General features: G+C 62.6%; 15 protein-coding genes and 1 pseudogene. 9 read left to right on the top strand and 7 right to left on the bottom strand.

Annotated elements, in window-relative coordinates; genetic code table 11:
• Window positions 1–8: 8 nt before the first annotated feature.
• The 6 genes from KDD17_RS15200 (at window position 9) to gyrB (ending at window position 8,054) form a co-directional block, all read left to right on the top strand.
• Window positions 9–785 carry an enoyl-CoA hydratase gene (locus KDD17_RS15200; protein WP_212704429.1) on the top strand — a complete coding sequence of 259 codons (777 nt, stop codon included), beginning with the start codon at window positions 9–11 and terminating at the stop codon, window positions 783–785.
• A 229-nt stretch (window positions 786–1,014) separates the two neighbouring features.
• Entirely contained in the window at window positions 1,015–1,278 is a 264-nt protein-coding gene (gene rpsT / locus KDD17_RS15195) for a 30S ribosomal protein S20 (RefSeq protein ID WP_212704428.1), read from the top strand.
• Between the two features lie 480 nt (window positions 1,279–1,758).
• Window positions 1,759–3,135, top strand: a complete 1,377-nt coding sequence (gene dnaA, locus KDD17_RS15190; RefSeq protein WP_212704427.1) for a chromosomal replication initiator protein DnaA — start codon at window positions 1,759–1,761, stop codon at window positions 3,133–3,135.
• Window positions 3,136–3,275: 140 nt separating this feature from the next.
• On the top strand, window positions 3,276–4,394 hold the full coding sequence (dnaN, locus tag KDD17_RS15185) for a DNA polymerase III subunit beta (RefSeq protein WP_212704426.1): 1,119 nt from the start codon (window positions 3,276–3,278) through the stop codon (window positions 4,392–4,394).
• Between the two features lie 62 nt (window positions 4,395–4,456).
• The gene (recF, locus tag KDD17_RS15180; RefSeq protein ID WP_212704425.1) at window positions 4,457–5,554 is read left to right on the top strand and encodes a DNA replication/repair protein RecF; all 1,098 of its coding nucleotides are present in this window, start codon (window positions 4,457–4,459) and stop codon (window positions 5,552–5,554) included.
• An 85-nt stretch (window positions 5,555–5,639) separates the two neighbouring features.
• Entirely contained in the window at window positions 5,640–8,054 is a 2,415-nt protein-coding gene (gene gyrB / locus KDD17_RS15175; RefSeq protein WP_212704424.1) for a DNA topoisomerase (ATP-hydrolyzing) subunit B, read from the top strand.
• A gap of 22 nt (window positions 8,055–8,076) precedes the next feature.
• Here the strand turns inward: gyrB and KDD17_RS15170 are convergent, their stop codons facing one another.
• From KDD17_RS15170 to secA, 3 genes are all read right to left on the bottom strand, one after another.
• Window positions 8,077–9,645 (bottom strand): phosphate ABC transporter substrate-binding/OmpA family protein, encoded by a 1,569-nt coding sequence (locus KDD17_RS15170; RefSeq protein WP_212704423.1) that lies wholly within the window; start codon window positions 9,643–9,645, stop codon window positions 8,077–8,079.
• 18 nt (window positions 9,646–9,663) lie between these two features.
• On the bottom strand, window positions 9,664–10,623 hold the full coding sequence (locus tag KDD17_RS15165; protein WP_254796818.1) for a hypothetical protein: 960 nt from the start codon (window positions 10,621–10,623) through the stop codon (window positions 9,664–9,666).
• Between the two features lie 177 nt (window positions 10,624–10,800).
• Window positions 10,801–13,521, bottom strand: a complete 2,721-nt coding sequence (secA, locus tag KDD17_RS15160) for a preprotein translocase subunit SecA (RefSeq protein ID WP_212704421.1) — start codon at window positions 13,519–13,521, stop codon at window positions 10,801–10,803.
• Window positions 13,522–13,717: 196 nt separating this feature from the next.
• On the opposite strand from secA, the gene KDD17_RS15155 reads away from it, so the two are divergent.
• From KDD17_RS15155 to KDD17_RS15145, 3 genes are read left to right on the top strand one after another with little or no spacing between them, the layout of a single operon-like run.
• Window positions 13,718–14,578: a peptidylprolyl isomerase gene (locus KDD17_RS15155; RefSeq protein WP_212704420.1), complete on the top strand. Its 861-nt coding sequence runs from the start codon at window positions 13,718–13,720 to the stop codon at window positions 14,576–14,578.
• A 12-nt stretch (window positions 14,579–14,590) separates the two neighbouring features.
• Complete coding sequence (gene argJ, locus KDD17_RS15150; protein ID WP_212704419.1) at window positions 14,591–15,817, top strand: bifunctional glutamate N-acetyltransferase/amino-acid acetyltransferase ArgJ; 1,227 nt, start codon at window positions 14,591–14,593, stop codon at window positions 15,815–15,817.
• On the top strand, window positions 15,814–16,212 hold the full coding sequence (locus KDD17_RS15145; protein ID WP_212704418.1) for a (deoxy)nucleoside triphosphate pyrophosphohydrolase: 399 nt from the start codon (window positions 15,814–15,816) through the stop codon (window positions 16,210–16,212). Before argJ ends, KDD17_RS15145 begins: the two co-directional genes overlap by 4 nt.
• Window positions 16,213–16,527: 315 nt before the next feature.
• Here KDD17_RS15145 and infB read toward each other — a convergent pair whose 3' ends face one another.
• From infB to rimP, 4 genes and pseudogenes are all read right to left on the bottom strand, one after another.
• On the bottom strand, window positions 16,528–18,993 hold the full coding sequence (gene infB / locus KDD17_RS15140; protein ID WP_212704417.1) for a translation initiation factor IF-2: 2,466 nt from the start codon (window positions 18,991–18,993) through the stop codon (window positions 16,528–16,530).
• Window positions 18,994–19,002: 9 nt separating this feature from the next.
• Window positions 19,003–19,620, bottom strand: coding sequence for an RNA-binding protein (locus KDD17_RS15135; RefSeq protein ID WP_212704416.1), 618 nt, complete (start codon window positions 19,618–19,620; stop codon window positions 19,003–19,005).
• Between the two features lie 23 nt (window positions 19,621–19,643).
• Window positions 19,644–21,259: pseudogene (gene nusA, locus KDD17_RS15130) on the bottom strand (transcription termination factor NusA).
• Window positions 21,259–21,834 (bottom strand): ribosome maturation factor RimP, encoded by a 576-nt coding sequence (gene rimP, locus KDD17_RS15125; protein WP_212704415.1) that lies wholly within the window; start codon window positions 21,832–21,834, stop codon window positions 21,259–21,261. Before rimP ends, nusA begins: the two are co-directional and overlap by 1 nt.
• Window positions 21,835–21,948: the final 114 nt, after the last annotated feature.

Genomic DNA, 21,948 nt, shown 5'->3' with positions numbered 1-21,948 from the left:
CCACCCGAATGGCATATGAAACGATCATCCTCGACGTTGATAACCACGTGGCGACGGTCACGCTCAATCGGCCGGACGCGCTGAACGCGCTGAACGGACAGCTGATGAAAGAGCTCGCCGATTGCCTGAAGGGCTGTCAGGACAACGACAAGGTGCGCTGCATCATCATCACCGGGTCGGAGAAGGCCTTTGCCGCCGGGGCGGATATCGCGATGATGAAGGACAAAAGCTTTGTCGATGCGTTTGCGGGAGATCTGTTCACACCCGAGACCGACCAGATCATGCGCGTGCGCAAGCCGATTATCGCCGCAGTGTCGGGCTATGCGCTGGGCGGCGGGTGCGAGCTGGCGATGATGTGCGATTTCATCATCGCCTCCGAGAGCGCCAAGTTCGGCCAACCCGAGATCAACCTGGGCGTTGTGGCGGGCATCGGCGGCACGCAGCGGCTGACGCGAATCGTTGGCAAATCAAAGGCGATGGATATGAACCTGACGGGCCGCTTCATGGATGCGGATGAGGCCGAACGCTCGGGTCTCGCGTCGCGTGTCGTACCGGTCAAGAAGCTGATGGAAGAAGCGCAGGGTGCTGCGCAGAAGATCGCGGAGAAATCCATGATCTCGGTCATGGTGGTCAAGGAGGCGGTGAACCGCGCCTATGAGGTGCCGCTGCGCGAGGGGCTGCTGTTTGAGCGGCGCATGTTCCATGCGCTGTTCGCGACCGAGGATCAGGCCGAGGGCATGGGCGCCTTTCTGGAAAAGCGCGAAGCGCAGTTCCGCGACCGCTGAGATCGGGCGCGGGCAAACTTTCATCCGAAAGTTTGGGCACAAATCCTGTGGACAGGATTTGCCGTCGCGCCCTTTGCCCCCCGCCCCCTTTACATCCAGCGCGGTTTCCGGGTATCAGCCGCGTCAGACATGCGCGTGCAGCCCGCTTTGGCTAGAATCACCATTCCGGTATGACCGGTCAGGGTTTGGCGTCGCGCCATACACATATTTATCCGAAAGGTGATCGCACATGGCAAACTCCCCACAGGCAAAGAAACGCGCCCGTCAGAACGAAAAGCGTTTTGCCGTCAACAAGGCGCGTCGTTCGCGCATCCGCACCTATCTGCGTGCCGTCGAAGAGGCGCTCGCCTCTGGCGATCAGGCCGCCGCTGCCGCCGCGCTGAAAGCGGCCCAGCCGGAGCTGATGCGGGGCGTTACAAAAGGCGTCTTTCACAAGAACACCGCGTCACGCAAAATGTCGCGTCTGGCCGCCCGGGTCAAAGCGCTCGGCTGATTTCTTCTGAAATCGTTGAAAACAAAGGCGTCCTTTCGGGGGCGCCTTTCTTGCATTCTGCCCCCAAATTTTGCGCCCGCAGATTCGTTTTCAAGAGTCTTTCTGTCAACACGTAAGATCAGTTGAAACGCGCAGCGCGGCCTTGCTAGTTAAGTACAGCGATTCATTTCGCGGGGGGACAGATCACGGGTCCGGAGACAGGTGCACAGGCATCTGCGCCAGGTCCGAAACGCGGGAACAGCGGTTCATTAATGGGCGCTGCACCGTGGGTAGATGTTGCTGCCAGCACGTTTGCTCTGTCGAAATCACACGAACGGCGATGTTCGGTACAGTTGCGGTTGATCCGCGTCGGTGTCGTGCATCACGACGACCCGCCCGATGGGCGGAACGCCCGAGTGCGCTCGGGTGGCGGCTGACGTGTGTCATGAGGGGTCAGCTTGGGACGGTTGGCTGGGTGTAAGGAGAGTTGGAGCAGTGACTATGACGACGGACGAATGGGGCAACGTCAAGAAACGTCTTCTCAAGACGGTAGGGCAGAACAATTTCACGACATGGATCGACCCGCTGGCGCTGGATGCGTCAGAGGACGGTGTGGCGACGATCAACGTGCCCACGACCTTTTTCGGCAATTACGTCAGCCGCACATTCTCGGACCTGATCCTGCACGAGATGAAGGCGTTTGACAGCACGTTGTCGCGCGTGAATTTCACCGTTGCCAATCGCGACCGCAAGATCGCCGCCGCCCGTACCGCGGTAGAAAGCGACCCCGTGCCGCGCGCCGCCCCCGCGCCAAAGCCAAAGATGGCGCAGGCCAGCGACTACGCCGCGCCGCTGGAACGCCGGTTTACCTTTGACACCTTTGTTGTGGGCAAACCCAACGAGCTGGCCCATGCCGCCGCGCGGCGTGTGGCCGAGGGCGGGCCGGTCACGTTCAACCCGCTGTTTCTGTACGGGGGCGTCGGGCTGGGCAAGACCCACCTGATGCACGCGATCGCGCAGGAGCTTTTGCAGCGGCGCCCCGACCTCAACGTGCTGTATCTGTCCGCAGAGCAGTTCATGTACCGCTTTGTGCAGGCCTTGCGCGATCGCAAGATGATGGATTTCAAACAGATCTTCCGCTCGGTCGATATCCTGATGGTCGACGATGTGCAGTTCATCGCGGGCAAGGACAGCACGCAGGAAGAATTCTTTCACACCTTCAACGCACTGGTGGATCAGAACAAGCAAATCATCATCTCCGCCGACCGCGCGCCGCATGAGATCAAGGATCTTGAAGAGCGTGTGAAATCGCGATTGCAATGCGGCTTGGTCGTGGATCTGCATCCGACCGATTACGAGCTGCGACTGGGCATTTTGCAGAACAAGGTCGAAACCCACCGCACCTCCTACCCGGAGCTGGAGCTGGACGACGGGATCCTCGAATTCCTTGCGCACCGGATTTCCAACAACGTGCGTGTGCTTGAGGGCGCGCTGACGCGGCTGTTTGCCTTTGCCTCGCTGGTGGGACGCAAGATCGATCTGGATCTGACGCAGGATTGCCTGGCCGACGTGCTGCGCGCGTCCGAGCGCAAGATCACCGTCGAAGAGATCCAGACCAAAGTGTCGGCGCATTACAACATCCGCATCAGCGACATGGTCGGGCCCAAGCGGCTGCGCAGCTACGCGCGCCCGCGACAGGTGGCGATGTACCTGTGCAAACAGCTCACCAGCCGGTCGCTGCCCGAGATCGGGCGCCGTTTCGGCGGGCGCGATCACACCACCGTCATGCACGGCGTCAAGCGCATCGAAGAGCTGCGCGTGTCCGACGGACAGATCGCGGAGGATCTGGAGCTGCTGCGGCGCGCGCTGGAGGCGTAGCCGCCGCCGCCCGGCGGTGCAGCATTGCCACATTGCCCACCTCAAGCGCCCTGTTTCGCGGGGCGTTTTGACTGTGGCTCTTGTGATCGCGCGGGAAGCGGGTAACGTGCCGTTCCGGCCCGTCGCATTGGAGTAAGCCCATGAAAGTCAGCATCGAACGCGCCGCCTTGCTCAAGGCGGTCTCTCAGGCCCAATCCGTTGTGGAGCGGCGCAATACCATCCCGATCCTCGCCAATGTTCTGATCGAGGCCGAAGGCAGCGACGTGACCTTCCGCGCGACGGATCTGGATATCGAAGTGGTCGACAGCGCGCCCGCACAGGTCGAACGCGCCGGCGCCACGACCGTATCGGCCACCACGCTGCACGAGATCGTGCGCAAGCTGCCCGATGGCGCGCTGGTATCGCTGACCGCCGATAGTGCGGCGGGGCGGCTGACGGTTGAGGCCGGGCGGTCGAACTTTTCGCTCGCGACGCTGCCGAAGGAGGATTTCCCGGTGATGGCCTCGTCGGAATATGCGTCGAATTTCACCGCCGGGGCGGCGGTGCTGCGGCGGCTGTTCGACAAGTCGAAATTCGCGATCTCGACGGAGGAGACGCGGTATTACCTCAACGGTGTCTACATGCACATCGCCGATGGCGACGGTGGCAAGATGCTGCGCTGCGTGGCAACGGACGGGCACCGTCTGGCGCGCATCGACGCGGATATGCCCGAGGGCGCGGCGGACATGGCCGGCGTGATCGTGCCGCGCAAGACCGTGGGCGAGCTGCGCAAGCTTCTCGACGATGATGACATGCAGATCGCCGTATCGGTGTCCGAGACCAAGGTCCGCTTTGCCACGCCGCAGATCACGCTGACGTCGAAGGTGATCGACGGGACCTTCCCCGACTATACCCGCGTCATCCCGCAGGGTAACACGCGCAAGCTGGAGGTGGATGCCGCCGATTTCGCCAAGGCGGTGGACCGGGTCGCGACCGTCTCTTCAGAGCGCTCGCGTGCGGTGAAGCTGCAGCTGGACGAGGACCGTCTGGTGCTGTCGGTGAACGCGCCGGATTCGGGCGCCGCAGAGGAAGAGCTGGCCGTCGCCTACGCCGACGAACGGCTGGAGATCGGGTTTAACGCAAAATATCTGCTTGAGATCGCGAGCCAGGTGGACCGCGAGAACGCGGTGTTCCTGTTCAACTCTTCGGGTGATCCCACGCTGATGCGTGAGGGGAATGACCAATCCGCGGTCTATGTCGTCATGCCGATGCGGGTGTGACGGGGATCGGAATTTTTGAAAAATTCCGGCCGTTTTCTTTGAAAGAAAACGATCCCTGATCGATGGCGGGGCTCTACCTCTCTCAACTTACGCTGTCGCACTACCGCAGCCACAAGCGCGCGGTCATGGACGTTGACGCGCGGCCCGTGGCGATCACGGGCAACAATGGCGCGGGCAAGACCAACGTATTGGAGGCGCTGTCGCTGTTGTCGCCCGGGCGCGGGCTGCGCCGGGCGAGTGCGGAGGACATGACGCGACGGCCCGAGGCGTTGGGCTGGAAGATCACGGCAATCCTGCACGGACCCACAGGCGTACATGAGATCGAGATCGTCTCGGAAAAAGGCGCGGCCCGGCAGACACGTATCGACGGCAAGCCCGCGCCGCAAACGGCGCTGGGGCGCATTGCGCGGGTGCTGTGGCTCATCCCCTCGATGGACCGGCTGTGGATCGAGGGCGCCGAGGGGCGGCGGCGGTTTCTGGACCGCATGACGCTGAGTTTTCTGCCCGATCACGCCGATCTGTCGCTGACCTATGAAAAGGCGATGCGCGAGCGCAATCGCCTGCTCAAGGACATGGTGCGCGAGCCGTCGTGGTACACAGCGCTTGAGGCGCGCATGGCCGAGGCGGGGGCGGCGATCCATCACAATCGGCTCATGGCGCTTTCCGCGCTGGAGGAGGCGCAGGAGGCGGCGCAGACGGCCTTCCCCACCGCCACGCTGACGCTGGAATGTGACATGCCCGAGGACACCGAGGCCCTGCGCGCCGCGCTGGCCGATAACCGCATGCGTGATCTGTCCGCTGGCCGCACGCTGATCGGGCCGCACCGGGCGGATCTGCACGGGGTCTATGCGGCCAAGGGGGTCGCGGCGCGCGATTGCTCCACCGGGGAGCAGAAGGCGCTGCTGGTCTCATTGATCCTCGCCAACGCGCGCGCGCTGGCGGCGGATTTTGGCGCGCCACCGCTGTTGTTGCTCGACGAAGTCGCCGCACATCTGGACGCGGGACGGCGCGCGGCGCTTTACGACGAGATCGCGGCACTGGGCGCGCAGGCCTGGATGACGGGCACCGAGGACGGGCTCTTCGAGGCGTTGGGAGACCGCGGGCAGCGCCTTGAAGTGGTTGAGCAGGACGGGCTTTCGCAGGTCATTCTCAGCCCCTGAGAGAGACACAAAATCTTGTGTCTGGCGCGTGACAATCTGCCCGGAAAACCGTATATTTAGCGGGTAAAACAACAGGATTTTCCGAATGTCCGAGACAGAGCAGACACCCGAAGACTACGGCGCCAATTCCATCAAGGTTCTCAAGGGGTTGGAGGCCGTTCGCAAGCGTCCGGGCATGTATATCGGCGACACGGATGACGGATCGGGCCTGCACCACATGGTCTATGAGGTTGTCGACAACGGTATCGACGAGGCGCTGGCCGGTCACGCGGACCGGGTGACGGTGACGATCCACGACGACAGCTCTGTTTCCGTGTCCGACAACGGGCGCGGCATTCCCGTGGGCATCCACGAGGAAGAGGGCGTCTCGGCAGCCGAGGTCATCATGACCCAGCTGCACGCAGGCGGGAAATTTGACAGCAATTCCTACAAGGTGTCGGGCGGTCTGCACGGCGTTGGCGTATCGGTCGTGAACGCGTTGAGCGATTGGCTGGAGCTGCGGATCTGGCGCGAGGGCAAAGAGCATATCGCGCGGTTCGAAGGCGGGTTCACGACCAAGCACCTCGAAGTGCTGGGCGATACGGACCGCACGGGCACCGAAGTGCGGTTCCTCGCTGCGACATCGACGTTTTCCAACCTCGAGTACAGCTTCGAGACGTTGGAAAAGCGCCTGCGGGAGCTGGCGTTCCTGAACTCGGGCGTGCGGATCATCCTGCGCGACGAGCGCCCGGCGGAGGCGTTGGAGACGGAGCTGTATTACGAAGGTGGCGTCAAGGAATTCGTGAAATACCTCGACCGCAACAAATCCTCGGTGATGACCGATCCGATTTTCATCACCGGTGAAAAGGATGACATCGGGGTTGAGGTCGCGATGTGGTGGAACGACAGCTACCACGAGAACGTGCTGCCCTTTACCAACAACATCCCGCAGCGCGATGGCGGCACGCATATGGCCGGTTTCCGGGGTGCGCTGACGCGGACGATCAACAACTACGCGCAATCGAGCGGCATCGCCAAGCGCGAGAAGGTGACATTCACCGGAGACGACGCCCGCGAGGGACTGACCTGCGTGCTTTCGGTGAAGGTGCCGGATCCGAAGTTTTCCAGCCAGACGAAGGACAAGCTTGTCTCCTCCGAGGTGCGCCCGGCGGTCGAGGGGTTGGTCAACGAAAAGCTGGCCGAGTGGTTCGAGGAGAACCCCAACGAGGCCAAGGTCATCGTGGGCAAGATCATCGAGGCGGCGCTGGCGCGCGAGGCGGCGCGCAAGGCCCGCGATCTGACGCGGCGCAAGAACCCGATGGACGTGAATTTCCTCGCCGGAAAGCTCAAGGATTGTTCGGAAAAGGATCCAAGCAAGACCGAAGTTTTCCTCGTCGAGGGGGATTCGGCTGGCGGGTCGGCGCAGACGGGGCGTGACCGGCAGACGCAGGCGATCCTGCCGCTTAAGGGCAAGATCCTGAACGTGGAGCGGGCGCGGTTCGACCGGATGCTGGGCAGCCAGGAGATCGGGAACCTCGTGATGGCGCTGGGCACCGGGATCGGACGGGATGAGTTCAATTTGGCCAAGCTGCGCTACCACAAGATCGTGATCATGACGGATGCGGACGTGGACGGCGCGCATATCCGCACGCTGCTGCTCACGTTCTTCTACCGGCAGATGCCCGAGTTGATCGAGAACGGGCATCTCTATATCGCGCAGCCGCCGCTCTATAAGGTGAGCCGCGGGAAATCCGAGGTCTATCTGAAAGATCAGGCAGCGATGGAGGAATATCTGATCCAGCAGGGCATCGACGGGGCGATGTTGAAACAGGGCAACGGCGAGGAGATCAGCGGGCAGGATCTGGCCCGCGTGGTCGATATGGCGCGGCAGTTGCGGCGCGTGCTGGAAGCGTTCCCGACGCATTACCCGCGCCACATCCTTGAGCAAGCGGCGATCGCCGGCGCTTTCGTACAGGGCGCGGTGGACCGCGATTTGCAGGGCGTGGCGGACCGCGTTGCAGCGCGGCTGGACCTGATCGCGCTGGAATACGAGCGTGGCTGGCAGGGGCGGATCACGCAGGATCACGGCATCCGGCTGGCGCGCATTCTGCGCGGCGTCGAAGAGGTGCGCACACTGGACGGCAAGATTTTGCGCGGCGGCGAGGCCAAGAAATCCGGCAGCTTTACCGAGCATTTGCAGGACGTCTACAACGCGCCCGCCACGCTGGTGCGCAAGGATCGTACGCAGCTGATCCACGGACCGATGGACCTGCTGGATGCGATCCTGAAGGAAGGCGAAAAGGGCCTGTCGCTGCAACGCTACAAGGGTTTGGGCGAGATGAACCCGGATCAGCTGTGGGAAACCACGCTGGACCCGGACGCACGCACGCTATTGCAGGTCAAGGTCGAGGATATGGCCGAGGCCGACGATCTGTTCACCAAGCTGATGGGCGACGTGGTGGAGCCGCGCCGCGAATTCATCCAGCAGAACGCGCTGAACGTCGAGAATCTGGACTTTTGAGAATAGGGTGCGCTGGCGGAGGCTAGCGCACCCAGACTTCGACCCGCCGGTTGGCCTGACGGCCCCATGCGCTGTCGTCGCAGGCCATCGGCATCGCCTCGCCAAAGGCATCTACCCCCAGCTCGACACGGCCCAGATTTGCGGCCACGGCAGCCTCGCTCACGGCGCGGCGCACGGCATCGGCCCGTTTCAGGGCGATATCGCGGTTGGCGCTTGCCGCGCCGTTGCCGTCACTGAACCCCACGAACAGAAGGCGCCGCGCGTCGTAGGTGCCAACTTCAAGCGCGCGGGCGAGTTGCTGCACGTTGGAGCGTGATTGCGCGTCGAGCCGGACGGATCCTGCCTCGAACCGGAAGGAGGTCGACAGCCGCGCCATGGGAGACAGCGTGGCCGTCATGCGCTGGATTTCCCCCAGCGTCGTTTCGGCACCGGCGGCGACGATGGCGTTGGCGAAACGGTTGCCCTGTTCGTCGACCGGAATCTCCTCGGGGCTTTGATCGACGAAACCCGCGCGGCGGATCACGATTTGCGCCGCCGGGCCACGGGTAAAGGCGAGGAATTCGCGCGCCAGACGCGGCAGGCGGCGCGCGGGAAAGTAGAGGAACATCGGCGCGGTCAGCGGGTAATCCTCGGTCTTGATCGTGCGGCGGGCGGCGGTGAGCGCAAAGCCGCAGCGCCCTGTAAGGGTCAACGCGACCGTATCGCCCCGGTCTGCGTAGCTGGTCAGGCCCAGCGCAAAGGTGTCATCGCTGACGGCAACGGCAAGGTCGCCGGGCAATGGGTGACGGATCGCGTCGGCGCGGGTGGCGCGCAGATTGGCGGGGGCGAGAAGCTGATCGGTGATCGCCTGACCCAGTCCGGAGGTTTCGAGCGGTAGATGCAGATCAATAGGTACATCGGGGCCGCCGACCTCTTTCCAGTTGGTGATCTGCCCCGCAAGAACCTGCGCCAGACGCGCTGGAGAGATGCCACGCACGGGGTTTGAGGGCGACACCACCGGGACGATGGCATCCAGCGCCAATACCCGGCTGCGGTTGATGCCTGTCATGTCACCCAGCCCCGCCTCGCGTGCGCGCTGGCGCTCTTCCGGGCGGATTTCGCGCAGGGACATCACGATATCGGCCTCATCGGCGAGCAGATCGGCAAAGCCTTCGTCGGTGTTGGTGGCGCGAAAATAGAAACGCGCGGCGACTTTCTGGTCATCCGCGCGGCGCAGAACATAGGCAAAATCGGTGGGGGTGTCGCCCGCCTCGCGTTCGGCTACATAGCCGTTTTTCTGGGCAAACGCCTCGACCAGCGCGGGCATCAGAACGGCGCCCATTGTCGCCGCGCCAGACACCTGCATTTCGGCAACAAAGTCCTGGAGGTTCGGGCAGCCCGGTCCCTCGCAGCGCACGCCGGAGCCGTCGACCGTGAGCTCGCCGTACTCCGTCTGCAGGCGGTAGAATTCCCCGTCAAAGCCCAGAAGCGTGCCACTGATTTCGACCGCCGTATCGCGGGAGGTCAGGGTGACATCCTGCGCCGCGGTCGGGGGCGACGTGCCAAAAAGGAAAAGTGCGGCGAAAACCGCCGCACCTGTCAATCGGATCATGGGATCCTCAAAGTTGCGTTAGTTGGCCGCAACTTTCAGGTCTTGGAAGAGATTGTTCAACACAAGAAAGTTCCCGGCCGCGTCACAGTCCGGCACGGAGAGCGTTACGTTGCGCGATGTGATATCCGCGCCACGCTTGGATTGCAGCGTTTCAGCTTCGATCTCGAGGCCACAGTTGGCGTCACCCACCTGCGCCTCGACCGACAGGGCGACCTCGCCGCTGTCCTGCGCGATACTTGTGGGGAATGTATAGACCTCAGCCATGAGGCCGTCGGCAACGTCCGTATCGCCAAGCCGCGCGATAAATCCGCCCTGTCCGGTCACGGCCCAGCTCATGTCGCGGGCGGCTTCGCCCCAGACGTGACCCGGGTCGCCGTAGTCGGCGCCATATTCGCGGGCGTGCAGTTCAAACCCGGTTGCGCCTTTCCACTGGACGGCGACACGGTCAAACAGGTCGATTTCCTCGACCGTGGTCTGGGCGACGCCCCCCTCACCGTTGGAGAAGGCCACGACAAAGGTCGCCGCACGGCTGAGCGCGGGCACCACGGTATCAAGTGCACCGTTCTCATCGGTCAATTCATTGAACAGCAACCCGTCGTGCAGCACGGTGACGCGCTCGTTCGGAAGGCAGGGGGCCGCGAGCGTCAGGTTGACCATGGCGGCGGCCATAGGGCGCGCGTCAGCGATGATATCACAGGTGGTCTCCGCGGTTTGCGGCGCGGTTGTCGGCGCCTCTGATACGGGATCGCGCGTGCTGACGCGGATCTCCGCCGGAGTGGTGTCGTCCTGCTGCACCAGCGCGACAGGCGTCGCATTCAGGGTGACTTCAGCTTCGGGGGCGGGCGTGGTCAGCTCGCCGGAAGTGAGTGTGATTTCTTCGACATCCAGGATCGCGTCATCCGCGTTACTGAGCGTTTGCGCCTGATCTGGTGTTTTTTCTTTGCCGTACAGGGAGTTCGCCGTTTGCGATCCTTGCATGACGGCGCCAATGCCAAGCGCGCACCCGATTGTGCAGGCGGCCGTGATTATTCCTTTGCGATAACGCATTGTCCCTAAACCTTCCCACTATGTTCCCAAGGGTAAACTGCGGGACAAACGCGGCTGCAGTTGGGCAGCCGCGTGAGGGAATTATGACATTGTTGCGAAGGCGCTGGTTCAGGTCAGGCGGCCGTGGCAGCGTTTGAACTTCTCGCCCGATCCGCAGGGGCACGGATCGTTGCGGCCCGGGCTGCCCCATGTGGCCGGATCATTCTCGTCGAACCCGGCTGTGGGATTGCCATCGGCGGGCGGGGCCACGGCGGGCTGTGGCGCGGGATCGGTGGCGCGTTGGCCTTCACCCTGCGCGGCGCGCTGCTGGGCCAGCATCTGCTGGATCATTTGCTGCTGCTCTTCCTCGCTGAGCGGCTTGATCCGCGACAGTTTCTGCGTGACGTCCGCGCGCAGGCTGTCGAGCATCCCCTCGAACAGCTGGAAGCTTTCGTTCTTGTACTCGTTGAGCGGATCGCGCTGCGCGTAGCCACGGAAGCCCACGACCGAGCGCAGGTGTTCGAGCGTCAGAAGATGCTCGCGCCACTTGGCGTCGATGGTCTGCAGCAAGAGCTGCTTTTCGATGTTGCGCATGTTCTCGGGGCCAAAGGCTTCGGCCTTTTCGGCCATCAGCTTGTCGGTGGCCTCCATCAGGCGTTCGCGCACGACCTCTTCGTCAACGCCGTCTTCTTCGAGCCAGGCGATGATCGGCACGTCGACACCCAGCTGTTCGATCACGGCGGCGTAGAAGCCATGGCTGTCCCATTGATCGGCGTAGGTGTTGGGCGGCATGTATTGGTCGATCAGATCGTCGACGACCTGTTCGCGCATGTCCTGCGCGATTTCATGCAGATCCTCTGCCTCCATGATGTCGCGGCGCTGGCCAAAGATGACCTTGCGCTGTTCGTTCATCACATCATCGAATTTCAGCAGCTGCTTGCGGATGTCAAAGTTGCGGCCTTCGACCTTCGCCTGCGCGCGTTCCAGCGATTTGTTGACCCACGGGTGCACAATCGCCTCGCCTTCCTTGAGGCCCAGCGACGTCAGAACCTTCTCCAGCCGTTCGGAGCCGAAGATGCGCATCAGGTCATCCTCAAGCGAGAGGAAGAACGACGAGCGGCCCGGATCGCCCTGACGGCCAGAGCGGCCGCGCAGCTGGTTGTCGATGCGGCGGCTTTCATGGCGCTCGGAGGCGAGGACGTAGAGGCCGCCGGCCTCCAGCACTTTTTTCTTTTCATCGGCCGTCTCGGCGGTGATGCGTTCGCGGATCGCCACCGGATCGCCGTCCGGATCGGCAGCCAGCGCTTCGAGCACGCGCAGCTCGACGTTGCCGCCCAGCTGGATGTCGGTGCCGCGCCCGGCCATGTTGGTGGCGATGGTAACTGCGCCCAGCTTACCCGCGTCACCGACGATCTGTGCTTCCTGTTCGTGCTGGCGCGCGTTCAGGACGTTGTGGGTGATCCCCTCGGCGGTCAGCAGCTGGCTGAGCATTTCGGATTTCTCAATCGACGTGGTGCCGACGAGGCAGGGCTGGCCGCGCTCGTGCGCCTCTTTGACCTTTTCGATCATGGCGGCGTATTTTTCCTGCTGGGTGCGGTAGACGGCATCGTCCTCGTCCACCCGCGCGACAGGTACGTTTGTCGGCACTTCGACCACGCCAAGGCCGTAGATCTGGCTGAATTCCTCTTCCTCGGTCAGGGCGGTGCCGGTCATGCCGGCAAGCTTGTCGTAGAGGCGGAAGTAGTTCTGGAAGGTCACGGAGGCGAGCGTGATGTTCTCGGGCTTGATGTCGACGCCTTCCTTGGCCTCGATCGCCTGATGCAGGCCGTCGCCCAGACGGCGCCCGGCCATCATGCGGCCGGTGAATTCGTCGATCAGCACAACCTCGTTGTCGCGCACGATGTAATCCTTGTCGCGGGCAAAGAGTTTATGCGCGCGCAGGCCCTGATTGACGTGGTGCACGATGGAGGTGCTTTCGGGATCGTAAAGCGTCATCCCCTCTTCGAGCAGTTCGCGGGCGCGCAGCTGCTCTTCGAGGAATTCGATGCCGTCGTCGGTGAAGGTCACGTTGCGGGTTTTCTCGTCGAGCTCGTAGTGCTCTTCGCGCAAGGAGGGGATCACGCCGTCGATGGTGACATAAAGATCCGAGCGATCCTCGGACGGGCCGGAGATAATCAGCGGGGTACGCGCCTCGTCGATCAGGATGCTGTCGACCTCGTCCACGATCGCGAAATTATGCTGTTTCTGGTAGAGATCCGAAAGTTCGGATTTCATGTTGTCGCGCAGGTAATCAAAGCCGAGTTCGTTGTTGGTGGCGTAGGTGACATCGCAGGCGTAGGCCGCGCGTTTTGCGTCGTCGGGCATGCCCGAATAGATGTAGCCGGTGGTCAGCCCCAGCGCGCCGAACACCTTGCCCATCCATTCCGCGTCGCGTTTCACGAGGTATTCGTTGACGGTCACAATATGCACACCGCGCCCGGTGAGCGCGTTGAGATAGGCGGCAAAGCTGGCGGTCAGCGTCTTACCCTCGCCGGTCTTCTGCTCGGCCACGTTGCCCTGATGCAGAAAGAGCGCGCCCATCAGCTGCGTGTCGAAGGCGCGCAGACCCAGCGTACGGCGGGCGGCTTCGCGGCAGTTGGCAAAGGCTTCGGGCAGCAGATCGTCGAGGCTCTCGCCGCCCATCGCGCGTTTTGCGAGCGCTTCGGTGCGGTCCTTGATCTGCGCGTCGGTGAGTTTTTCGAACTCAGGCTCAAGATCGTTGACCTTTTCGATCAGCGGGCGCGCGGCCTTGATCTTGCGGTCATTGGCCGTGCCAAACACTTTCTTGGCGATGTTTCCCAGTCCGAGCATGCGTTCTCCAGCCGACTAAACTTTACGTTTCTGCGATCTGCTTGCCCCGCAAACACCCAGTCCATAGATAGAAGGGGAGAACGATGGCCCGAGCAGCCGCCAGATATGCCCAACAGGGCGCTTAGGGCGATGTAAGGGCCGTGATATACAGTGTCAATGTAAGCGGCCTGAGCAGGCCGTAATGTTAGGACAAACCATGCAAAAACCCCTCACTTTTCTGGCGCCCTTTGCCGTTGCCATCAGCCTTGCCCTGCCTGTGTCCGCACAGGATACGGCCAACCCCTCGCAGGATCTGTCCACGGTTGTGGCGACCGTGAACGGAACCGAGATCACGCTGGGTAACATGATCGTGGCCTGGGCCAGCCTGCCGCCGCAGTATCAGGATCTGCCCGAAGACGTGTTGTTTCAGGGGATCCTGGATCAACTGGTTCAGCAGACGGCGCTGAGCCAGGGATTCGAGGGCGATCTGCCCGCACGGGTCGAGCTTCAGCTGGAGAACGAGCGGCGCTCGCTGATCGCCGGGGAAGCGATAGAAGGCATCATGGAGGGCGCGCTGGACGAGGCAGACGTGCAGGCCGCCTATGACGCGGAATACGGGGAAGTTGCCGCGGAACAGGAATTCAACGCGTCGCATATCCTTGTCGAGACCGAAGAGGAAGCGATTGCCGTGAAGGAAGAGATTGAGGGCGGCGCGGAATTTGCCGCCGTCGCGCGCGAGAAATCAACAGGCCCGTCCGGCCCGAACGGCGGGCAACTGGGCTGGTTCGGCACGGGGGCCATGGTGCCCGCCTTTGAAGAGGCCGTGAAGGCGCTGGAGGTTGGTGCAGTGTCCGACCCGGTGCAGACGCAGTTCGGCTGGCATGTCATCACCCTCAACGAGACCCGGATCAAGGAAGCGCCGGCGCTGGAGCAGGTCCGTGAGGAGTTGGAGCTGCAAATCCGCCAGACCCGCGCGCAAGAGCGGATCGAGGAAGTGACCGCCGCGGCGGATGTCGACACGAGCGGCGCCGAAACGGTTGATCCAGCGATGATCAAACAGATCGATTTGTTGCAGTAAGGGTCCGGCGGAATGGCAAAGATCGATAGCGTCTCACCGCTTGCACCGGCAAGCTTTCCGCAGTTGGTGCCGGTGGACGGTGTGCGCTTTGCCACCGCTGCGGCGGGGGTGAAATACAAGGACCGCACGGATGTGATGCTGGCGCTGCTCGATCCCGGCAGCGTGGTGGCGGGGGTGTTCACACGCTCCTCCACCCGCGCGGCGCCGGTGCTGGATTGCCAGGCCAAGATCGGTGTTCCCTCGGATGCGGGGGCGGCGATTTTGGTGAACTCCGGCAACGCCAACGCCTTTACCGGCGCGCGCGGCACGGACTCGGTCGAGGCGATCACGCTGGCGGTGGCGCAAGCGGCAGGTGTCCCGCAGGAGCGGGTGTTTACCTCCTCGACCGGCGTGATCGGGGAGCCCCTGCCCCACGACCGGATCACGGATGTGCTGTCGACGCTGACAAGCAACGCGGATGTGAATGGCGTGGCGGCGGCGGCAAAGGCGATCATGACCACCGATACCTTTGCCAAGGGCGCGCAGGCGCAGGTCGATGTGGCGGGCAAGCCGGTCAGGATCGTTGGCATCGCCAAAGGGTCGGGCATGATCGCGCCGGATATGGCGACGATGCTCGTGTATCTCTTTACCGATGCACGGATCGAGCAGACCGGGCTGCAGGCACTGGTGTCGGGTATCAACGAGCGCTCGTTCAACTGCATCACCGTGGACAGCGATACGTCGACCTCGGACACGTTGCTGGCGGCTGCCACGGGGGCGTCGGGCGTATCGGTCGATGGGGATCGCGGGTTTGCCGAAGCGCTGGAGGGCGTGATGCTGGATCTGGCGCATCAGGTGGTGCGCGACGGGGAGGGTGCGACCAAGTTTGTCGAGATCGCCGTGAGCGGCGCCGCCTCGGATGCGGAGGCCAAGATCCACGCGATGGCGATTGCCAATTCGCCGCTGATCAAGACAGCGATTGCGGGCGAAGACCCCAATTGGGGCCGGGTCGTGATGGCGGTCGGCAAATCCGGTGCCAAGGCAGACCGTGACCGTTTGTCGATCCGCTTTGGCGATGTAGAGGTGGCCAAGGACGGCTGGCGCAGCGAAAGCTACTCCGAAGAGGCCGCCGCCGCGCACATGAAACAAGACCATATCTCCATCGGTGTGGATATCGGCATCGGCACCGGGCAGGCAACCGTCTGGACCTGCGATCTGACGCACGGCTATATCTCGATCAACGCGGACTATCGGTCGTGAAACTGGTTCTCGTTTCGGCCGTTGCACTGATTGATGTGGATGGTCGTGTACTACTGGCACAGCGCCCCGCGGGGAAATCCATGGCGGGACTGTGGGAGTTTCCCGGCGGCAAGGTAGAGCCGGGGGAAAGCCCGGAAGCCGCGCTGATCCGGGAGTTGCACGAGGAGTTGGGGATAGACACCTGGGCCTCCTGCCTCGCCCCTCTGACCTTTGCCAGCCACGGCTACGATGACTTCCACCTGATGATGCCGCTGTTTGCCTGCCGCAAATGGGAAGGTACGCCCGTGGCGCGGGAAGGTCAGACGCTGAAATGGGTGAAACCGGTGGATATGCGGGACTATCCCATGCCCGCCGCCGATATTCCGCTGATCCCGATCCTGCGGGATTGGCTGTAGCGGTTAAAGATCTTGCGCCAGAGCCTGATATTTCATCCATTCCTTTCGCGATTGTGCTGGATTTAGAAACAGTTTCGTTTAATTTCTAATCATCTACTCTGGGGAGGATAGAAATGCTGCGGACAATCACACTTGGTTCTTGCGTATCGGTTCAAGGCACTTTCGTGCGGGACATGCCGGACGGGCGTATTTCGGTGAAGGTCGACAATACGGTGTATTCCGGCGTTCCAGTCTCTAAAAAGTAAGAGACGCGAAGACTGCAAAAAGGGACGGTGCATCGCTGCACCGTCCCTTTTTTCATGTGTATCCGATAGATCAGTCGAGCGTGCGGGTCACTTCCTCACGCGTGAAGATCTCGATCACGTCGTCAGGGCGGATATCATCGTAGTTCTCGAAGGCCATGCCGCATTCCTGGCCGGACTGCACTTCGGCAACTTCGTCCTTGAAGCGCTTGAGCGTTTTCAGTGTGCCTTCGTGGATGACCACGTTGTCGCGCAGCAGACGCACCCCGGCGGAGCGGCGTGCCACCCCTTCGGTGACCAGACACCCCGCGACCTTGCCCACACCGGTGACCTTGAAGACCTCCTTGATGTTGGCGTAGCCGATGAAGTTCTCCTTGATCTCGTTGCTGAGCAGGCCGGATGCCGCCGCCTTCACGTCGTCGACCAGATCGTAGATGACCGAGTAATAGCGAATCTCGACACCCTTCTGGTTGGCGGAATTCCGGGCGGAGGCGTTTGCCCGCACGTTGAACCCCATGATCGGGGCGCCGGAGGCTTCGGCCAGACCGACATCGGTATCGGTGATCGCCCCCACACCGGAGTGCAGGACACGCACGCGCACCTCGTCGTTGCCGATCTTCTCCATCGCCTGAACGATCGCTTCGGCGGAGCCTTGAACATCGGCTTTTACCAGGATCGGCAGCTCGTTCACGTCCTCGTCGGCCTTGGCGTTTGCCATCAGCTGTTCGAGCGTAGTCGCGGCACCGGCGGCGGCGCGTTTGTCCTTGGCCGCTTTTTCGCGATATTCGGCGATTTCGCGGGCCTGCGCTTCGGTCTCGGTCACGTTGAGAACGTCACCCGCCTCTGGCGTGCCGTTGAGGCCAAGCACCTCGACGGGCACCGATGGGCCGGCTTCCTTCACGCGGTCGCCCTGATCGTTCACCAGGGCGCGCACCTTGCCGTACTGTTCGCCAACGACGAAGATATCGCCCTGACGCAGGGTGCCGTTTTGCACCAGCACGGTCGCGACCGGGCCACGACCCACATCAAGCTGCGCTTCGATCACGGCGCCGACAGCGGCGCGGTCGGGGTTCGCCTTGAGCTCAAGGATCTCGGCCTGAAGCGCGATGGCTTCCAGCAACTCGTCCAGACCCTGACCGGTAGTGGCCGACACTTCGACGTCCTGCACTTCACCGGACATCTTTTCGACGATGACCTCGTGCTGCAATAGATCCGTGCGGACCTTGTCCGGGTCGGCGGCGGGTTTATCGCATTTGTTGATCGCCACGATCATCGGCACCTTGGCCGCCTTGGCGTGGTTGATCGCCTCGATCGTCTGGGGCATCACGGCGTCATCGGCGGCAACCACCAGAACCACGATATCCGTCACCTGCGCCCCGCGGGAGCGCATGGAGGTAAACGCCGCGTGGCCGGGCGTGTCGAGGAAAGACAGTACCTGCCCGCCTTCGGTCGTCACCTGATAGGCGCCGATGTGCTGGGTGATGCCACCGGCCTCGCCCGCAACAACACGCGCGTTTCGGATCGCGTCGAGCAGCGATGTCTTGCCGTGGTCGACGTGACCCATGATCGTGATGACCGGCGGGCGCCCTTGCAGATCGCCCTCGTCGTCCTCAACCTCCTGGATCACGTTTTCAACGTCGGCGTCAGAGACGCGCACGACCTTGTGGCCGAACTCCTCGATGATCAACTCGGCGGTATCGGCGTCGATGGTCTGCGTCTGTGTCACCATCATGCCGTTGTTCATCAGCGCCTTGACCACCTCGGAGACCTTTTCGGACATCCGCTGCGCCAGTTCGGATACGACAATCGCCTCGGGCAGGTTCACGTTGCGCACGACCTTTTCACGCTCGACGTTGCCGCCCATCGCCTTTTGACGCGCGCGCTCCTGCTTGCGCTTCATCTGCGCCATGGAGCGCTGACGGCCACCTTCGCCGCCGCGCAGAGCCTGATTCACCGTCAGTTTGCCAGAGCGGCGGCTGTCGTCGCGCTGGTTCTTCTTGTTGGTGTCTTCGCGGTCGCGGTCGGTCTTGCGTGGTGTCTGCTGGGGCGCGGATTTGTTGGGGGCCGCGCGGGTCGGTTCGACCACGGCGGGGGCAGCCGCGGCAGCCGCGGCTTCGCGGGCCTTTTGCGCCTCTTCCTCGGCTTTCGCCTTGAGAGCTTCCTCACGCTCGCGCTCTTCGCGCTCTTTCTCTTCGATCTCGGCGCGACGACGCTCACGCTCTTCGGCGCGGGCTTTTTCCTCGGCGTCGCGGGCGGCGGCCTCTTCGGCCTCGCGCGCCTTGGCGGCCTGAACGGCCTTCAGGCGGCGGTCCATCTCGGCATCGGTGATGCCTGCGGGACGTTTCGAGGGATCGCCAACGGGGCCGGCGCCGGGGCCGGTTGGTTTCTGGCCACCGGGTTTCGGGACCACGACACGCTTGCGCTTGGTTTCGACCACGACGTTCTTGGTCCGCCCGTGGCTAAAGCTTTGCTTTACGTTCCCCGGACGCGACCCACCGCCGCGCAGACCCAATGTTTTCTTGCCGTCACTATCGCTCATCTAGCTCGTCTATCCTTTCGACTGGCCGCTGCCAGCCTCATTTTTGCGCACGCCGTTCAATCGTTTGGCTTCCTCTACTACACGTTGCGTGAGTCCACCAGAGGCGAGCGCCCCATGTATCACAGTTTGACGTCCGAACGCCAACCCAAGTTCATCCGCCGTCAGACACCCGATGTAGGAGCCATAATGCGGCGTGCTTAGTTTCGATTTGCCGCGTCCCGATCCGTCCACAGCCTGGATCAGAACTTCGGCTTCTTCCGTTTGCAGCCAGCCTTTGACCTTTTCATAGCCAGCCACGGCCCGTCCGGCCTTGCGCTGCATCGAGATCAGATCGACCACCCGGCGGGCGAGCTGTTTTTCGACCTCGTCGACCAACCCCTCCGGCACTGTCACCGGCTGTTTTGCACCGCGCGCGAACAGTTTTTTCGCGACGGCCTTTTCAACCGCCGCGCGATCTGCAGCGACATACATACCACGTCCGGGCAGCTTTCCCAAGATATCGGGAACGACCTGACCCTCGGGCCCGACGACAAAGCGGATCAGCCCGTCCTTGGGCTGTGTCTCGCCGGTGGCGAGACATTTGCGTTCCGCGCCATCGCGCTCTTTGGGGGCACCACCGCGTCCCATGTCTGCCGCTCCAGGGCCTGCGATCAGGCCCCGGCCTCCTCGTCGTGCTCGACCTCTTCTTCTTCGACGTCGGGCTCAAGCTCGCTTGGGTCCACCCAACCCAGCAGGACGCGGGCGGTCATGATCAGGTGCTGCGCTTCTTCAAGGCTCATGTCGAAGGGCTCAAGCGTGCCGTCGTCCTTGACGCGCTCGCCGTTCACCGTTGTCCAGCCGCCGGCCAGCTCCCAATCCGCACAGGTGGCGAAATCTTCGAGGGTTTTGACATCGTCCTTGGCCAACGCCTCAATCATCTGGGGGGTGAGCCCGTCAAATTCAATAAGGCTGTCCTCGGCGCCCAGCGCGCGGGCGGCATCAAGGGCTGCCTTGGCCTGCGCCTCGAGTACGTCACGGGCGCGGGCCTGGAGCTCTGTCGCGGTATCGTCGTCGACGCCGTCGATCACGGTCAGCTCGTCAATCTCGACATAAGCGACCTCTTCGAGATTGGTGAACCCTTCGGAGACCAGCAACTGGGCAAAGAATTCGTCCAGATCAAGCGTATCCATGAAGAGCTTGGTGCGCTCTTCGAATTCGGCCTGACGGCGCGCGCTTTCCTGCTCTTCGGTCATGATGTCGATGTCGAGATGCGTCAGCTGCGAGGCAAGGCGCACGTTCTGGCCACGACGCCCGATGGCGAGCGACAGCTGCTCTTCGGGCACGACGACCTCGATCTTGCCGGCCTCTTCGTCGAGAACAACCTTGGACACCTCGGCGGGCTGAAGCGCGTTCACAAGGAACGTCGGCTGATCCTCGTTCCACGGAATGATGTCGATTTTCTCGCCCTGAAGCTCGTTCACGACGGCCTGCACGCGGGAGCCGCGCATGCCGACGCAGGCGCCCACGGGGTCGATGGAGTTGTCGTAGGAGATCACGGCAATCTTGGCACGCGAACCGGGATCACGGGCGACTGCCTTGATCTCGATGATGCCGTCGTAGATTTCGGGCACTTCCATCTTGAACAGCTCGGCCATGAATTCCGGCGCGGTACGGCTCAGGAAAATCTGGGGCCCGCGCTGCTCGCGGCGCACATCCTTGATGTAGACGCGGATGCGGTCGTTGGGGCGGTACGCCTCGCGGCCGATCTTTTCGTTGCGGCGCAGGATGCCTTCGCCGGGGTTCATATCAACGATGACGTTGCCGTATTCCTCGCGCTTGACCAGGCAGTTGATGATTGTTCCCACGCGGTCCTTGAATTCTTCGTACTGCTTGTCACGCTCCGCTTCGCGGACCTTCTGCAGGATCACCTGCTTGGCCGATTGCGCGGCGATGCGGCCCATCTCGACGGGGGTACTTCCTCGACGAAGGTATCCCCGACGGCGGGGTTTTCCATGTACTGCTTGGCCTGCTCGACGGTGAATTCGGCCTGGTAGTTCTCAAGCTCATCCTCTTCGACCACGGTGCGCACGCGGGTGAATGTCGCGCGACCGGTCTTGCGGTCGATGCTGACGCGAATATCCATTTCGGCGCCGTAGCGGGATTTGGCCGCGCGCGCGAGGCTCTCCTCCATCGCCTCGACCACCAGACCGGGGTCGATCATCTTTTCGCGGGCCACGGCCTCGGCGGTTTGCAGCAGTTCCAGCTGGTTTGCGGATGTAATGGCCATCAGTCTTCTCCCTCGCCGTCATCTTCGGCAATTTCGTCAAAGGTTTCTTCGTCGATCACGCCAGCTTCCTTGCGCTGGCGCAGCATTTCCTTGATCAGCTCGTCGGTGAGCACCAGTTTGGCGTCCGACAGCCAGTCGAATTTCAAACCCACAGTGCCCTCTTCGACGTTGATGAGCACCTCGTCGCCCTCGATGCCCGCCAGCTCCCCCTTGAAGCGGCGGCGACCGTCGATCAGCTCGGTCGTCTCGATCTTGGCCTCGTAGCCTTCGAAGGCGTCAAAATCCTTGAGCCGTGTGAGCGGGCGGTCGATGCCGGGGCTCGACACTTCGAGCGCGTATTCATCGAGGATCGGATCCTCGACATCCAGAACGGCGCCCACGGCGGTGGAGATCTGCGCACATTCATCGACCTCGATCCCGCCATCGGGGCGGTCGGCCATGATTTGCAGCGTCGTGGTCTTGCCCGACATCAGCCGGATGCGCACCAGCTCAAACCCCATATCCTCGATCACCGGGGTAACGATCTCGGCGAGGCGCTGGTCGATGGCTGCTTTGGCGATCAGGTCGTTGGTCATGGTCTCACTTTGGCTCAGGCGTTCGGGCACAAAAAAACGGGCGCGCGGCCCGTTATCGTGGTTCGGTGGGCGCTTGGTGTGGACCCGAGCGCGCCGCTGTTAAGAGGCATATAC

This window comes from Sulfitobacter albidus (genome assembly GCF_018200035.1).
Classification (GTDB): domain Bacteria; phylum Pseudomonadota; class Alphaproteobacteria; order Rhodobacterales; family Rhodobacteraceae; genus Sulfitobacter; species Sulfitobacter albidus.
The sequence above is the reverse complement of the archived record's forward strand: the minus strand, read 5'-3'. Positions and strand labels throughout refer to the sequence as shown.

Bases quoted from the DNA above. Each gene is read 5' to 3' on its own strand.
- KDD17_RS15200 (WP_212704429.1), top strand. From the start codon at position 9: ATGGCATATGAAACGATCATCCTCGACGTTGATAACCACGTGGCGACG.
- rpsT (WP_212704428.1), top strand. From the start codon at position 1,015: ATGGCAAACTCCCCACAGGCAAAGAAACGCGCCCGTCAGAACGAAAAG.
- dnaA (WP_212704427.1), top strand. From the start codon at position 1,759: ATGACGACGGACGAATGGGGCAACGTCAAGAAACGTCTTCTCAAGACG.
- dnaN (WP_212704426.1), top strand. From the start codon at position 3,276: ATGAAAGTCAGCATCGAACGCGCCGCCTTGCTCAAGGCGGTCTCTCAG.
- recF (WP_212704425.1), top strand. From the start codon at position 4,457: ATGGCGGGGCTCTACCTCTCTCAACTTACGCTGTCGCACTACCGCAGC.
- gyrB (WP_212704424.1), top strand. From the start codon at position 5,640: ATGTCCGAGACAGAGCAGACACCCGAAGACTACGGCGCCAATTCCATC.
- KDD17_RS15170 (WP_212704423.1), bottom strand. From the start codon at position 9,645: ATGATCCGATTGACAGGTGCGGCGGTTTTCGCCGCACTTTTCCTTTTT.
- KDD17_RS15165 (WP_254796818.1), bottom strand. From the start codon at position 10,623: ATGCAAGGATCGCAAACGGCGAACTCCCTGTACGGCAAAGAAAAAACA.
- secA (WP_212704421.1), bottom strand. From the start codon at position 13,521: ATGCTCGGACTGGGAAACATCGCCAAGAAAGTGTTTGGCACGGCCAAT.
- KDD17_RS15155 (WP_212704420.1), top strand. From the start codon at position 13,718: ATGCAAAAACCCCTCACTTTTCTGGCGCCCTTTGCCGTTGCCATCAGC.
- argJ (WP_212704419.1), top strand. From the start codon at position 14,591: ATGGCAAAGATCGATAGCGTCTCACCGCTTGCACCGGCAAGCTTTCCG.
- infB (WP_212704417.1), bottom strand. From the start codon at position 18,993: ATGAGCGATAGTGACGGCAAGAAAACATTGGGTCTGCGCGGCGGTGGG.
- KDD17_RS15135 (WP_212704416.1), bottom strand. From the start codon at position 19,620: ATGGGACGCGGTGGTGCCCCCAAAGAGCGCGATGGCGCGGAACGCAAA.
- rimP (WP_212704415.1), bottom strand. From the start codon at position 21,834: ATGACCAACGACCTGATCGCCAAAGCAGCCATCGACCAGCGCCTCGCC.